Source organism: Microbacterium altimontanum (assembly GCF_058349865.2).
In genome coordinates this window covers 90164-101588 of record NZ_JBYRJB020000001.1, presented here as the reverse complement: position 1 = coordinate 101588, position 11425 = coordinate 90164, and the positions used below count along the sequence as shown (strand labels likewise).

General features: G+C 71.1%; 14 protein-coding genes. 8 read left to right on the top strand and 6 right to left on the bottom strand.

What is annotated here, in order from left to right:
- Positions 1 to 8: 8 nt before the first annotated feature.
- Positions 9 to 1232 carry a pyridoxal phosphate-dependent aminotransferase gene (locus AC3RX1_RS00490; protein ID WP_491499268.1) on the top strand — a complete coding sequence of 408 codons (1224 nt, stop codon included), beginning with the start codon at positions 9 to 11 and terminating at the stop codon, positions 1230 to 1232.
- Positions 1233 to 1235: 3 nt separating this feature from the next.
- On the opposite strand, the gene AC3RX1_RS00485 is transcribed toward AC3RX1_RS00490, so the two are convergent.
- On the bottom strand, positions 1236 to 1661 hold the full coding sequence (locus AC3RX1_RS00485; RefSeq protein ID WP_491499267.1) for an Rv3235 family protein: 426 nt from the start codon (positions 1659 to 1661) through the stop codon (positions 1236 to 1238).
- Positions 1662 to 1829: 168 nt separating this feature from the next.
- On the opposite strand from AC3RX1_RS00485, the gene AC3RX1_RS00480 reads away from it, so the two are divergent.
- Positions 1830 to 2435, top strand: coding sequence for a hypothetical protein (locus AC3RX1_RS00480; protein WP_491499266.1), 606 nt, complete (start codon positions 1830 to 1832; stop codon positions 2433 to 2435).
- A 33-nt stretch (positions 2436 to 2468) separates the two neighbouring features.
- Here the strand turns inward: AC3RX1_RS00480 and AC3RX1_RS00475 are convergent, their stop codons facing one another.
- Positions 2469 to 2750 carry a helix-turn-helix domain-containing protein gene (locus AC3RX1_RS00475; protein WP_491499265.1) on the bottom strand — a complete coding sequence of 94 codons (282 nt, stop codon included), beginning with the start codon at positions 2748 to 2750 and terminating at the stop codon, positions 2469 to 2471.
- 98 nt (positions 2751 to 2848) lie between these two features.
- Here AC3RX1_RS00475 and AC3RX1_RS00470 point away from each other — a divergent pair, with 98 nt between their 5' ends.
- Genes AC3RX1_RS00470 through AC3RX1_RS00460 form a run of 3 tightly spaced genes read left to right on the top strand, consistent with a single transcriptional unit; the run spans position 2849 to position 6411 of the window.
- On the top strand, positions 2849 to 3643 hold the full coding sequence (locus AC3RX1_RS00470) for an SAF domain-containing protein (RefSeq protein ID WP_491499264.1): 795 nt from the start codon (positions 2849 to 2851) through the stop codon (positions 3641 to 3643).
- The gene (locus tag AC3RX1_RS00465; protein WP_491499263.1) at positions 3640 to 4908 is read left to right on the top strand and encodes a CpaE/TadZ family protein; all 1269 of its coding nucleotides are present in this window, start codon (positions 3640 to 3642) and stop codon (positions 4906 to 4908) included. Before AC3RX1_RS00470 ends, AC3RX1_RS00465 begins: the two co-directional genes overlap by 4 nt.
- Before the next feature lie 9 nt (positions 4909 to 4917).
- Positions 4918 to 6411, top strand: coding sequence for a sensor histidine kinase (locus AC3RX1_RS00460; RefSeq protein WP_491499262.1), 1494 nt, complete (start codon positions 4918 to 4920; stop codon positions 6409 to 6411).
- A gap of 49 nt (positions 6412 to 6460) precedes the next feature.
- Here the strand turns inward: AC3RX1_RS00460 and AC3RX1_RS00455 are convergent, their stop codons facing one another.
- Positions 6461 to 6709: a WhiB family transcriptional regulator gene (locus tag AC3RX1_RS00455; RefSeq protein ID WP_039397845.1), complete on the bottom strand. Its 249-nt coding sequence runs from the start codon at positions 6707 to 6709 to the stop codon at positions 6461 to 6463.
- A gap of 265 nt (positions 6710 to 6974) precedes the next feature.
- Between AC3RX1_RS00455 and AC3RX1_RS00450 the strand changes: the two genes are divergently transcribed.
- Positions 6975 to 7376, top strand: coding sequence for a histidine kinase (locus tag AC3RX1_RS00450; protein WP_491499261.1), 402 nt, complete (start codon positions 6975 to 6977; stop codon positions 7374 to 7376).
- Between the two features lie 30 nt (positions 7377 to 7406).
- Here the strand turns inward: AC3RX1_RS00450 and bcp are convergent, their stop codons facing one another.
- The 3 genes from bcp to aroA form a co-directional block, all read right to left on the bottom strand.
- A complete protein-coding gene (gene bcp, locus AC3RX1_RS00445; protein ID WP_491499260.1) occupies positions 7407 to 7874 on the bottom strand; it encodes a thioredoxin-dependent thiol peroxidase in 468 nt (155 codons plus the stop codon).
- Positions 7875 to 8043: 169 nt separating this feature from the next.
- Complete coding sequence (gene rsgA / locus AC3RX1_RS00440; protein WP_491499259.1) at positions 8044 to 9084, bottom strand: ribosome small subunit-dependent GTPase A; 1041 nt, start codon at positions 9082 to 9084, stop codon at positions 8044 to 8046.
- Positions 9085 to 9096: 12 nt separating this feature from the next.
- Positions 9097 to 10455: a 3-phosphoshikimate 1-carboxyvinyltransferase gene (gene aroA, locus AC3RX1_RS00435; RefSeq protein WP_491499258.1), complete on the bottom strand. Its 1359-nt coding sequence runs from the start codon at positions 10453 to 10455 to the stop codon at positions 9097 to 9099.
- A 36-nt stretch (positions 10456 to 10491) separates the two neighbouring features.
- Between aroA and AC3RX1_RS00430 the strand changes: the two genes are divergently transcribed.
- Positions 10492 to 11157, top strand: coding sequence for a sigma-70 family RNA polymerase sigma factor (locus AC3RX1_RS00430; protein WP_491499257.1), 666 nt, complete (start codon positions 10492 to 10494; stop codon positions 11155 to 11157).
- Positions 11154 to 11399 carry a zf-HC2 domain-containing protein gene (locus AC3RX1_RS00425; protein ID WP_491499256.1) on the top strand — a complete coding sequence of 82 codons (246 nt, stop codon included), beginning with the start codon at positions 11154 to 11156 and terminating at the stop codon, positions 11397 to 11399. Before AC3RX1_RS00430 ends, AC3RX1_RS00425 begins: the two co-directional genes overlap by 4 nt.
- Positions 11400 to 11425 lie beyond the last annotated feature (26 nt).

Below are 11425 nucleotides of genomic sequence, written 5' to 3'. Positions count from 1 at the left end.
CTGAACGGATGACCCCGCGCCCGCTCGACCAGTCGTCCAAGCTCAAAGACGTCCTCTACGAGATCCGCGGGGCAGCACTCGTCGAGGCAGGCCGCCTGGAGGCCGACGGCCACAAGATCCTGAAGCTCAACACCGGCAACCCCGCGATCTTCGGTTTCGACGCCCCGTACCAGATCGTCCGCGACATGATCGAGGCGGTGCCGTACGCGCACGGGTACAGCGACAGCCGCGGCATCATGTCCGCGCGCCGCGCCGTCGTCTCGCGCTACGAGCAGATCCCGGGTTTCCCCCACTTCGACCCCGACGACGTGTTCCTCGGCAACGGGGTGTCCGAGCTCATCACGATGACGATGCAGGCCCTGCTCGACACGGGCGACGAGGTCCTCATCCCGTCGCCCGACTACCCGCTCTGGACGGCGATGACGAGCCTCGGCGGTGGCACGCCCGTGCACTACCGCTGCGACCCCGACGGCGACTGGCAGCCCGACCTCGACGACATCCGCAGCAAGGTCACCGAGCGCACCAAGGCGATCGTCGTGATCAACCCGAACAATCCGACCGGCTCGGTGTACACGCGCGAGACGCTGCAGGGCATCGTCGACATCGCCCGCGAGCACTCACTGCTGCTGCTCGCCGACGAGATCTACGACCGCATCCTTTACGACGGGGCCGAGCACATCAGCCTCGCCACGCTCGCCCCCGATCTGCTGTGCCTGACCTTCAACGGCCTCTCGAAGACGTACCGGGTGGCCGGGTACCGCAGCGGCTGGCTCGTGATCACCGGTCCCAAGGAGCACGCGCGCGGGTTCCTCGAGGGGATCACGCTGCTCGCGTCGACGCGCCTCTGCCCGAACGTGCCGGCGCAGCACGCCGTGGCGGCCGCGCTCGGCGGCGTGCAGTCCATCGATGCGCTGATCGGTCCGACCGGGCGGCTGCACGAGCAGCGTGACGTGGCGTGGGAGGGGCTGGAAGCGATCCCCGGCGTCACCTGCTACAAGCCGCAGGGGGCGCTGTACGCGTTCCCCCGGCTCGACCCGAACGTGTACGAGATCCACGACGACGCCAAGCTCATCTACGACCTGCTCGTCGCCGAACACGTGCTGGTCGTGCAGGGCACCGGGTTCAACTGGCCGACGCCCGACCACTTCCGGATCGTGACGCTGCCTGAATCGCGCGTGCTCGCCGACGCCGTGGAGCGCATCGGGAACTTCCTGAGCTCGTACAAGCAGTAGGAGTCACAGCAGGGCGATGGAGGTCGCCCGCCAGCGGTGATCCATGCCCTCGAGCCGGATCGCGGCGGCGCGAGTGCGAGCGGGACCGCCGATGACCACGACGGCCTCGACGACGCCGTCCGCCGGGTTGGTGCGATGCACCGAGCGGATGGCGTGCACAGGCCGCACCGCGGTCACGCCGCGTGCACTCCGGGCGCGCGTGGCGAGCGCTGCCCGCATGGCGAGGGAGCGGAACGCATCCTCCGTCATCCACCGCGCCAGCTGATTGACATCGCGCACCCCGGCGAGCACCTCCAGCACTCCCTGCGTGAGATTTCGCAGCAGCGGATCAGGATCAGGGAGGCAACTGGCCGACGTGTGTTCCGGCGCTGTCAGATCGCTGTCACGGTCGTCGTGTTCGGGCCGCCATGCGCCCTGTGCCATCGCCATCGAACCGCCTCTTCCCGTCTCCCGGCCCCACAGCCCGGCGCATCCTCGCGCCGGTGGCCGTCAGGTCCCGCGAATCAGTAGAGCACACAGCCAACTCTCAGCCTCATGAGAAGCCTCTCACTGTGGATAACTCCTGACGGCGAGAGGTGATCGCGTACTGTCACCGGAGTGCGATGGGATCGCTTCTTCGAAGACCTCGAGGATCAGCTCGACTCCGAGTGGGAGGCCGAGCGTGCTGCCCTCGATTCCGAGGCGGAGCGGCTGCGTCTCGCCCGCCTGCCGCTGAGCGAACGACTGCGTGCGCTCGCCGTCGACGACACGCCCGCGCTCGTCGTGGAGCTTGTCGACGGCAGCGCACTGTCGGGCAGGATCAGCGCGGTCGGCGCCGACTGGTTCGGGGTCAGCCTCGCCGACGTCCGCGGCGGAGTGGCGGTGGTGCCGAGCGATGCGCTCGTGGCGATCGGGATGCCGGAGGCAGACGTGCTGCGCAGCGCCCGGGCGGGTGCGGGCACCGCGACGCGTGGGCTCAGCGAACGGATGACCCTGGGCTTCGTGCTGCGCGACCTCGCCCGGCGCCGGCTGCCGGTGACCGTGTGCACGCGGTCGGGCCGTGCCCTCGCCGGAACGATCGACCGTGCCCTCGCCAACCATCTCGATCTCGCGCTCCACGACGTGGGTACGCCACGACGGGCGGGAGCAATCACGGGGCTGCGCATCCTGCCGTTCGCCGCTCTCGCGTGGGTGCGGCTGGAAGACCCGATCGCCACGCTCTGACGGGTCCGTTCGCCGGAACCAGGTTCACGGCTGTCAGTCGGGCCGGCGGACGTTCCCCCTGCCCCACAGCTCGGGGAAGCTCGCCGCGTTCGACTGGCGCCACAACGCCATGAGGCGCGTCTGCTCGGTCTGCTCGTCGAGGTAGGCGGTGACGCTGTCCTCGGCGATCCGCCACTGCGGCGGCGTGCCCACGCGCACCCCGCGCAGCTGTCCCTCCATCGCCAGGGCGATCACCTCGTCGACGGAGACGCCGAGGGCCTCCGCGACCTGGGCAGGGGCGACGAGACGTGCCTCGGGAACGGGGGAATCGGGCATGACTCGATTATGACGGGGATGCCTCGGCCCGACGCCGTTCCACGCACCCTGTGGATAACTTCCGACGCCGATGCGGCAGGTGGGCCACGATGGAGGGCATGACTGCACTCCACGGTGCTCACTCCGGCGGCGCCGACCGTGCTCACTTCGGCGGCGCCGATCGCGCTCACTCCGTCCGCGCCGACCGTGCCGCCGGCGGCTGGGACGATCGGGCCGGCGCGACGGCCGGCGGCGCCGGTGGTGCGGACGGCCCGTACGGCGCGGGAAGCGACCGCAGACCGGCGACCCGTCCGCGCCGCCGCGGCTTCTGGACCGACACGCGGTTCTTCCTCGGGATCGTGCTCATCGCCGCATCCGTCGCGGGTGTGTGGGCCGTCGTCGCGCTGTCGCGGCAGACCGCTCCGATCTACGCGGCCGCCCACACGATCGTGCCCGGCCAGGCGATCACCGCGGGCGATCTCACCGTCGTCGACGTCGCCCTCGGCCACAGCGCCGAGGCGTACCTCGCAGCCGGTGGCGCGCTCGACGACACCGTGGCGACCCGCACGATTGAGGCGGGCGAACTCGTGCCGGCTTCGGCCACGATCGCCGCGGCCGACTCGGAGGTGACGACCGTCGTCGTGCACAGCAGCGTCGACGTGCCGAGCAGTGTGAAAGCCGGCGCCGTCGTCGAGCTCTGGGCCGCCGCGCAGAAGGACCGCGGGGTGTACGACGCTCCGCGCATCCTCATCCCGAATGCCACGGTGGTGACGGTCACGCGCGACGATTCGATGATCGGCGGGGGACAGGCGGCGCTCGAGCTCGTGATTCCGCGCGCGGATGTCGCGGCGACCCTTGCGGCGATCTCGGCGGAGTCGGCGCTGTCGGTCGTGCCCGGAGGAGGGAACGGATGAGCGGGGTCGTCGTCGCCGTCGCGTCGCCCCGCGGGGCGGCCCTCGGCGAGCACCTCGCACGCGCCGGGGTCGCGGTGGCCGCTGTCGTACCGCCCGAGGCACCGGTCGACGGCACCGTGAGCGCCCTCCTCGACGCCGCCGACGCGCTCGTGCTCGAGGTGACGCGGCGCACCCTGACCGCCGAACTCGTCGCCGGATGCGACGCGAACGGCGTGCGCATCGTTCCGCTGTGCGCCGGCGACGCAGACGTGCGCCTCGCCGCGGCGTTCGGCATCGGACCGGAGCTGCCGGTCGACGCCGACGCCTGGGCAGTCGTCGACGCCCTCGCGGCCCCGGCAGCCCCGGCGGCCGCGCGCCCCGGACCGGCGGACGACTCCGCTTCCGGCCCCCGCATCATCGCGGTGTGGGGCACGGCCGGAGCACCGGGGCGCTCCACACTCGCGATCGAACTCGCCGCCGAGCTCAGCCGGGGCGGCAGGCACGTGTGCCTCGCGGATGCCGACACCCGCGCACCGTCGGTCGCGCTCATGCTCGGGCTCGCCGACGAGGGCCCGGGGTTCGCCGCAGCATGCCGACAGGCCGAGCGCGGCAGCCTTGACATTGCCGAGCTCGACCGCATCAGCACACCTGTCGGCGTCGGCGACGGACGCATCGACGTCCTCACCGGACTGAATCGTCCCTCCCGATGGCCGGAGCTCAGCGAGCGGCGGGTCACGGCGGCCCTCGCCGTCTGCCGGGACTGGGCCGCACACACGGTCGTCGACGTCGCCGACAGCATGGAACGCGACGAGGAGATCGTGAGCGACCTGGTCGACGGTCCGCGCCGCAACGCCGCCACCCTCGGGACGCTGCGCGCCGCCGATCTCATCGTCGCCGTGGTCGGGGCGGACCCCGTCGGCATCGCGCGCTTCCTGCGCGCACACGCCGAACTGCGCGCGACCGTCGGCGCGACGCCGGTCGCCGTGGTGGCGAACCGGCTTCGCCCCGGCACCCTCGGCATCGACGCGCACGGTCAGGTGCGGCGCACGCTCGAGCGTTTCGCCGGCATCCGCGATGTCTGGTTCGTCCCGCAGGATCCGCGCAGCGTCGACGCGGCCCTGCTCGCGGGTCGCCCGGTGGCCGACACGGCGCCGAAGTCGCCGCTCACGCTCGCCGTGCGGCGACTGGCGGCGGAGGCGGTCTCACCGCCGCCGTCGGCGAAGCGGACGGCCCGGCGGCGGGCCCGGGCCCGTGGTGTCACGGTCGACGCCGCAGTCGCCCCGTAGGCTGAGGGGGTGTCGACCCTCACCGATCTCGTCTACGCCCAGGGCCTCTCGAACGAGGACGACGTCGAGTGGCTCCATCGCCTCGCCGGCGACGCCCAGCTGCTCGCCGATCTCGCCTTCGCCGACGTCGTGATGTGGGTGCCGACCGGCGACGACTCGTTCACCGCCGTGTCGCACACCCGGCCCGGGGGAGCGGCGACGCTGTTCTACCGCGACATCGTCGGCGAGAAGGTGCGTCCGCAGTGGCGCGCGCAGGTCCGCGCGGCGTTCACCGGGGGCCAGATCGTCGACTCGGCCTCACCCGACTGGTTCGAGGAGACGCCCACCCGCGTGCGCGCCGTGCCGATCGTGCGCGAGCATGCGCGTGCGGGGGAGAAGCCGCACGTGATCGGCGTGCTGACCCGGCACACCAACCTCGGCGAGACCCGCACTCCGTCGCGTCAGCAGATCACGTTCAACGACTGCGCCGACGATCTGTTCGGGATGGTCGCCTCCGGCGACTTCCCCGACCTGTCCGCTCCGACGGGCCCGCGGCGCGGGGCGCCGCGGGCCTCCGACGGGCTCATCCGCCTCGACGTCGACGGGATGACGACGTTCGCGAGTCCCAACGCGCTGTCCGCGTTCAACCGGCTCGGGTTCGACGACGAACTGGAGGGGGTGCCGCTGGTCGAGGTGGTCACCGCGATCCTGCCGGAGAAGCGCCAGTTCGACGAATCCCTGCCTCTCGTGGTGACCGGCCGTGCACCCTGGCGGGCCGACATCGACGCCCGGGGCGTCACGATCTCGCTGCGCACGATTCCGCTGCGCGATCACGGCACGCGCATCGGCGCGATCGTGCTGTGCCGCGACGTCACCGAGATGCGCCACCAGGAGCAGGAGCTCATCACCAAGGACGCGACGATCCGCGAGATCCACCATCGCGTCAAGAACAACCTCCAGACGGTGGCCTCACTGCTGCGCATCCAGGCCCGCCGTACCCACTCCGAGGAGGCGCGCGAAGCGCTCACCCAGGCGATGCGGCGTGTGTCGGCGATCGCCGTCGTGCACGACACCCTCGCCCAGGGGCTCGCACAGAACGTCGACTTCGACGAGGTGTTCCAGCGCGTGCTGAAGCTCGTCGCCGAGGTCGCCGCGGGCGCCGGCACCCACGCGCGCACGCACACGACGGGATCGTTCGGCACGCTGCCCAGCGAGTACGCGACACCGCTCGCGCTGGCGCTCACCGAGCTCGTCACGAACGCCGTCGAGCATGGGCTGGCGGGCAAGGAGGGCGACGTCGAGATCGACGCGTCGCGCACCGACGAGCGCCTCGAGGTGAGCGTCCGCGACAGCGGCGTGGGGCTTCCCGAGGGTCAGGTCGGACGGGGGCTGGGCACGCAGATCGTGCGCACCCTCATCCAGGGTGAGCTCAGCGGCTCGATCGACTGGCACACGCTGGCGGGCCAGGGCACCGAGGTGACGATCGAGATCCCGCTGCGCTACATCGAGCGCGAGGCCGGCTGACGCGGAAAGACCCGGCGGGCGCCGGGTCTTTCTCCAGGGTGCGGGACCATCAGGAGGCGCGGCGCGCGCGAGCGGCGCGCCGCTTGAGGGCGCGGCGCTCGTCCTCGCTCAGACCGCCCCAGACGCCCGAGTCCTGACCGGTCTCGAGGGCGTACTGCAGGCAGATCTCGGTCACCGTGCAGCGTGCGCAGACGGCCTTCGCCTTCTCGATCTGGTCGACGGCCGGCCCGGTGTTCCCCACGGGGAAGAAGAGTTCCGGGTCGACGGTAAGGCAAGCGGCTTTGTCGCGCCAATCCATTGCAGAGTGCTCCTTGACTGAGAGATGTCAACGTCGTGTCGGGTAGTTTCCGGGTCGGATTCGGGTTCCGGTAGCCTGGAGATCGTGCGAGCGGATGCTCGCCCCACGCCGCTGTGGGAGCACACAACGTGTTCAATGGTTCCACAGCACAGCGGTCGAATCAAGGGTTTCCCGTGAAGAATCCTGGTCATTGTGCTGATAAAGCGCCCAGGAACGCGCAGATCGACAACGCGGCGCCCCGCACGCGGAAAGGACCGGATCGCCGATGAACACCCCCGCCCGCGTGGCGTCGCTCGTACTCGGGATCGAGGCCCTCGGCGTCGTGGCGCTGGTGGCCTGGCAGATCGTCGCCCTCGCCGCCGGCGACACCGATTCGGCGGTCAGTGCGATCGCGCTCATCGTGCTCACCGCGATCGGCGCGGCGGCGCTCACGGCGTTCGCCGTCGGGGTGGCACGGCGGATCTCCTGGGGACGCAGCGGCGGAACCGTGGCTCAGCTGCTGATCCTCGCCGTGGCGCTCGGCGCCGTGACGGGGCAGTATGCGCACCCGCTCATCGGGCTCGCGCTGGCCATCGTCGGCGTGCTCGGACTCGTGCCGCTCGTGCTCGACGTGCGCCGCGCGAACCGGGAGCGCAAGCAGGCCGAGAAGGACGACGCTGCCCGATAGAGCCGCGGCGGCCGCCGCATCCGGTGCCGCTCAGTCGATGCCGAGCTGCTTGCGCAGCCGCGCGACGTGCCCGGTGGCCTTCACGTTGTACTGGGCGAGCGTGATCGCGCCGTTCTCGTCGATCACGAACGTCGAGCGCAGCACGCCCTCGACCTTCTTGCCGTAGTTCATCTTCTCGCCCCACGCACCGTACGAGTCGTGCACGGCGTGGTCGGGGTCGCTCAGCAGCGGGAACGTGAGCCCGTCGCGCTCACGGAACTCGCGCAGCTTCTCCGGCTCGTCGCGCGACACCCCGATCACGGTGTAGCCGGCGCCCGCGAGCGAGGAGATGCTGTCGCGGAAGTCGCAGGCCTCGGTGGTGCAGCCCGGCGTCATCGCGGCGGGGTAGAAGTAGAGCACGACCTTGCCGCCGCGCAGATCGTCGAGCGACACCTCCGCGCCGTCCTGGTCGGTGAGCGTGAAATCGGGGGCGATGTCGCCCGGTACGAGCTGCGTCATACCCCCAGCCTACGGCCGTCCGCGCGGCTCACAGCCTCTGCATCGAAGTCGTACGATCTCGCCGACGGAACATCATCCCGCGCGAAACCTCGTGTTCACTCGGCGAAATCGTACGATCTCGCGCCACAGCTGGGCCGCGTCAGCGTGCTCTCAAGGGGGCGGGGCGGGCTCAGCGGTCGGCGAAGGTCGCGAGCAGGCGCTGCAGGGAGTCGAGGCGGCCGGCGGCGGTGGGGCCGAGCCGCCCCGACTCGACGGCCTCGATGATCGCGCAGTCGGGGGCGTCCGGCAGATGCGTGCAGCCCCGCGGGCACTCCTTCGCGACCTCGGCGAGGTCAGTGAACGCGTCGAGGATGTGGTCGGGATCGACGTGGCCGAGCCCGAACGACCGCACCCCGGGAGTGTCGATCACCCAGCCCGCCCCATCGGGTCCGCGGTAGCGCAGCGACACCGTCGAGCTCGAGGTGTGCCGTCCGCGGCCGGTGACTTCGTTGACGTGCCCAGTCGCACGGCCGGCGTCGGGCACGAGGGCGTTGACGAGCGTCGACTTGCCGACGCCGGAGTGCCCCACGAACACCGTGGAGTGGCCGACGAGCGCGGCCCCGATCTCATCGACCGGCATGTGGCCGCGGGCGCTCGTGAACACGCGCAGGTCGAGCCCCTGGAAGTGGCCGAGGAACGCGCGCGGGTCGGCGAGGTCGGTCTTCGTCACGACGAGCAGGGGGCGGATGCCTGCGTCGAGCGCCGCCACGAGGTAGCGGTCGACGAGGCGCTCGCGCGGCTCGGGATCGGCGGCTGCGACCACGATGAGCATCTGGTCAGCGTTGGCCACGATGATGCGCTCCACCTGGTCGGTGTCGTCGGCGCTGCGGCGCAGAAGCGTCGTGCGCTCCTCGATGCCCACGATGCGCGCGAGGGTCCCCTCCCCGCCCGAGACGTCGCCCACCAGGCGTGCGCGGTCTCCCGTGACGATCGGCTGCTTGCGCAGCTCCCGCGCGCGGCTGGCGAGAACCGTGTGCTCGTCGGGCGCGTCCTCGTCGACGAGCACGGTGTACCGGCCCCGGTCGACACCGAGCACCCGGCCGATGACGGCGTCGGCGTGCGCGGGCCGGCGTTTGGTGCGCGGGCGGTTCGCCTTCGGATTCGGCCGCACCCGCACGTCCGACTCGTCGAACTCCGGTTCGTCGTCGTCGCTGTCGTCGAGCCAGCTCATCGGCGTGCGCGGCTAGGCCGCCGCATCCCCTGATTCATCGCCCAGCATGCGCGCCCACAGCTGCGGGAACTCGGGCATGGTCTTCGCCGTCGTGCCGATGTCGTCGACCTCGACGCCCGGCACCGCCAGGCCCAGCAGCGCGCCCGTCGTCGCCATGCGGTGGTCGTGGCGCGCCTTCCACAGCCCGCCGTGCAGCGGACGGGGGACGACGCGGATGCCGTCGTCGAGCTCTTCGGCCTCACCGCCGAGCGCACGCAGGTTCTCCACGAGGGCCGCGAGGCGGTCGGTCTCGTGACGACGGATGTGCCCGATGCCGTGGATCGTCGACGGCGCGTCGGCGAGCGCGGCGAGCCCCACCAGCGTGGGAGCCAGCTCACCGGCTGCCGACAGGTCGAGGTCGACGCCGGTGATGTGCTGACCGGCGCTCACGTGCAGCGCGCCGCCGCGGCGGTGCGTGCGGGCGCCCATGAGCCCGAGGATCTCGGGCAGCAGCGCGCCCGGCTGGGTGGAGTGGGTCGGCCATCCGGTCACCGACACGCGGCCCCCGGCGACCATCGCGGCGGCGAGGAACGGCGCGGCGTTCGAGAGGTCGGGCTCGACATGCACATCCTTGCCGCGGATGGAGCCCGCCGGCACGACCCACTCGGTCGGGCTGGGCCGCTCCACGATCACCCCGCGGCGGCCGAGGGCCTCGATCGTCATGTCGATGTGAGGCAGGCTCGGCAGCCGTGCGCCCTCGTGGATGAGGTGCAGGCCGACGTCGAACCGGGTCGCCGCGAGCAGCAGTCCCGACACGAACTGACTCGACGCGCTCGCGTCCATCGTGATCTCGCCGCCGCGGATGTGCCCGCGACCGCGCACCGTGAACGGCAGGGCCCAGTGACCGCCATCGTCGATGTCGACGCCCAGGTCGCGCAGGGCCTTGATCATCGCGCCCATCGGGCGGTGCAGAGCGCTCGGATGCGCCGTGAGCGTCACTTCGCCGTCGACCAGACCCGCGAGCGGCGCGACGAAGCGCATCACCGTCCCGGCCTGGCCGCAGTCGACGTCGCCCGAGGCGGTGAACGGAGACACCGGTGTGACGACGATGTCGTCGCCGAACTCGCCGTCGCCCGGCTCGGCCTCGATCGCCACTCCCAGGGCGCGGAGCGCCTCGATCATGCGCACGGAATCGTCGGAGTGCAGGGGGGCTCTCAGCCGGCTCGGTCCGTCGGCGAGGGCCGACAGCACGAGCTCGCGATTCGTCAGCGACTTGGAGCCGGGCACGCTCACCGTCGCGTCGAGCGCCCCCGTGGCCAGCGGAGCTGTCCACGCGGCAGACGCGGTCGGTGTCGATCCGGTGGGATCGGGGGAATACCGGTGGTCGGTCATCGGGTTCTACCCTAACGAACACCCGAGAGGAGCCGGATGATCGCCACTCTGGAGCGCCCTGACCTGTGGGCGACGGCGCACGTAGACTTGCCGTCGATGGACGAGACTCCCACCACAGACGACGCGGCCGCACCCGACGCGAGTGCCCAGTTCGAGGAGCAGGCGCTCCCGTTCATGGACCAGTTGTATGCGGCGGCGATGCGGATGACCCGCAACCCCGCCGATGCGTCGGATCTCGTGCAGGAGACGTTCGTCAAGGCGTTCGCGTCGTGGCACACGTTCCGCCAGGGCACGAACCTCAAGGCGTGGCTGTACCGCATCCTCACGAACACGTACATCAACACGTACCGCAAGAAGCAGCGCGAGCCCTACCAGAGCCACATCGACGACCTGGAGGACTGGCAGCTGGGCGGCGCGGAGTCGACGACGTCGACCAGCGCGCGGTCGGCAGAGGCCGAGGCGATCGACCACATGCCGGCGAGCGTCGTGAAGGACGCGCTGCAGGCGATCCCCGAGGACTTCCGGCTGGCGGTGTACCTGGCCGACGTCGAGGGGTTCGCCTACCAGGAGATCGCCGACATCATGAAGACCCCCATCGGCACGGTCATGAGCCGTCTGCACCGTGGCAGACGCATGCTTCGTGAACGACTTGCCGGGTACGCACAGGAACGCGGAATCACCGCATCAGGGAGCAAGAAATGACGGACTGTGGCTGCGAGAAGGCCAGGAAGGACCTCGAGGAGTACCTCCGCAACGAGGTGTGCAAGACGGCTGCCGCCGATATCAAGGAGCACCTGGACGGGTGCCCGGGATGCCAGGACGAGGCGATCGTGGCGCGCACCCTGACGGAGGTCGTGGCGCGCTCGTGCAAGGAGGCTGCCCCGGAGGAGCTGCGCGAGCTCGTGCTGGCGAAGCTGCGCGACGCGCACACCGTCTCGGCGTGAGGTCGTCGGTCTCGGCCTGACGTCGA

What these genes read in the sequence shown, in the direction of transcription:
- AC3RX1_RS00470 (WP_491499264.1), top strand. Translation starts at nt 2,849, where the DNA reads ATGACTGCACTCCACGGTGCTCACTCCGGCGGCGCCGACCGTGCTCAC.
- AC3RX1_RS00465 (WP_491499263.1), top strand. Translation starts at nt 3,640, where the DNA reads ATGAGCGGGGTCGTCGTCGCCGTCGCGTCGCCCCGCGGGGCGGCCCTC.
- rsgA (WP_491499259.1), bottom strand. Translation starts at nt 9,084, where the DNA reads ATGAGCTGGCTCGACGACAGCGACGACGACGAACCGGAGTTCGACGAG.
- AC3RX1_RS00455 (WP_039397845.1), bottom strand. Translation starts at nt 6,709, where the DNA reads ATGGATTGGCGCGACAAAGCCGCTTGCCTTACCGTCGACCCGGAACTC.
- aroA (WP_491499258.1), bottom strand. Translation starts at nt 10,455, where the DNA reads ATGACCGACCACCGGTATTCCCCCGATCCCACCGGATCGACACCGACC.
- bcp (WP_491499260.1), bottom strand. Translation starts at nt 7,874, where the DNA reads ATGACGCAGCTCGTACCGGGCGACATCGCCCCCGATTTCACGCTCACC.
- AC3RX1_RS00485 (WP_491499267.1), bottom strand. Translation starts at nt 1,661, where the DNA reads ATGGCGATGGCACAGGGCGCATGGCGGCCCGAACACGACGACCGTGAC.
- AC3RX1_RS00450 (WP_491499261.1), top strand. Translation starts at nt 6,975, where the DNA reads ATGAACACCCCCGCCCGCGTGGCGTCGCTCGTACTCGGGATCGAGGCC.
- AC3RX1_RS00425 (WP_491499256.1), top strand. Translation starts at nt 11,154, where the DNA reads ATGACGGACTGTGGCTGCGAGAAGGCCAGGAAGGACCTCGAGGAGTAC.
- AC3RX1_RS00490 (WP_491499268.1), top strand. Translation starts at nt 9, where the DNA reads ATGACCCCGCGCCCGCTCGACCAGTCGTCCAAGCTCAAAGACGTCCTC.
- AC3RX1_RS00475 (WP_491499265.1), bottom strand. Translation starts at nt 2,750, where the DNA reads ATGCCCGATTCCCCCGTTCCCGAGGCACGTCTCGTCGCCCCTGCCCAG.
- AC3RX1_RS00430 (WP_491499257.1), top strand. Translation starts at nt 10,492, where the DNA reads ATGATCGCCACTCTGGAGCGCCCTGACCTGTGGGCGACGGCGCACGTA.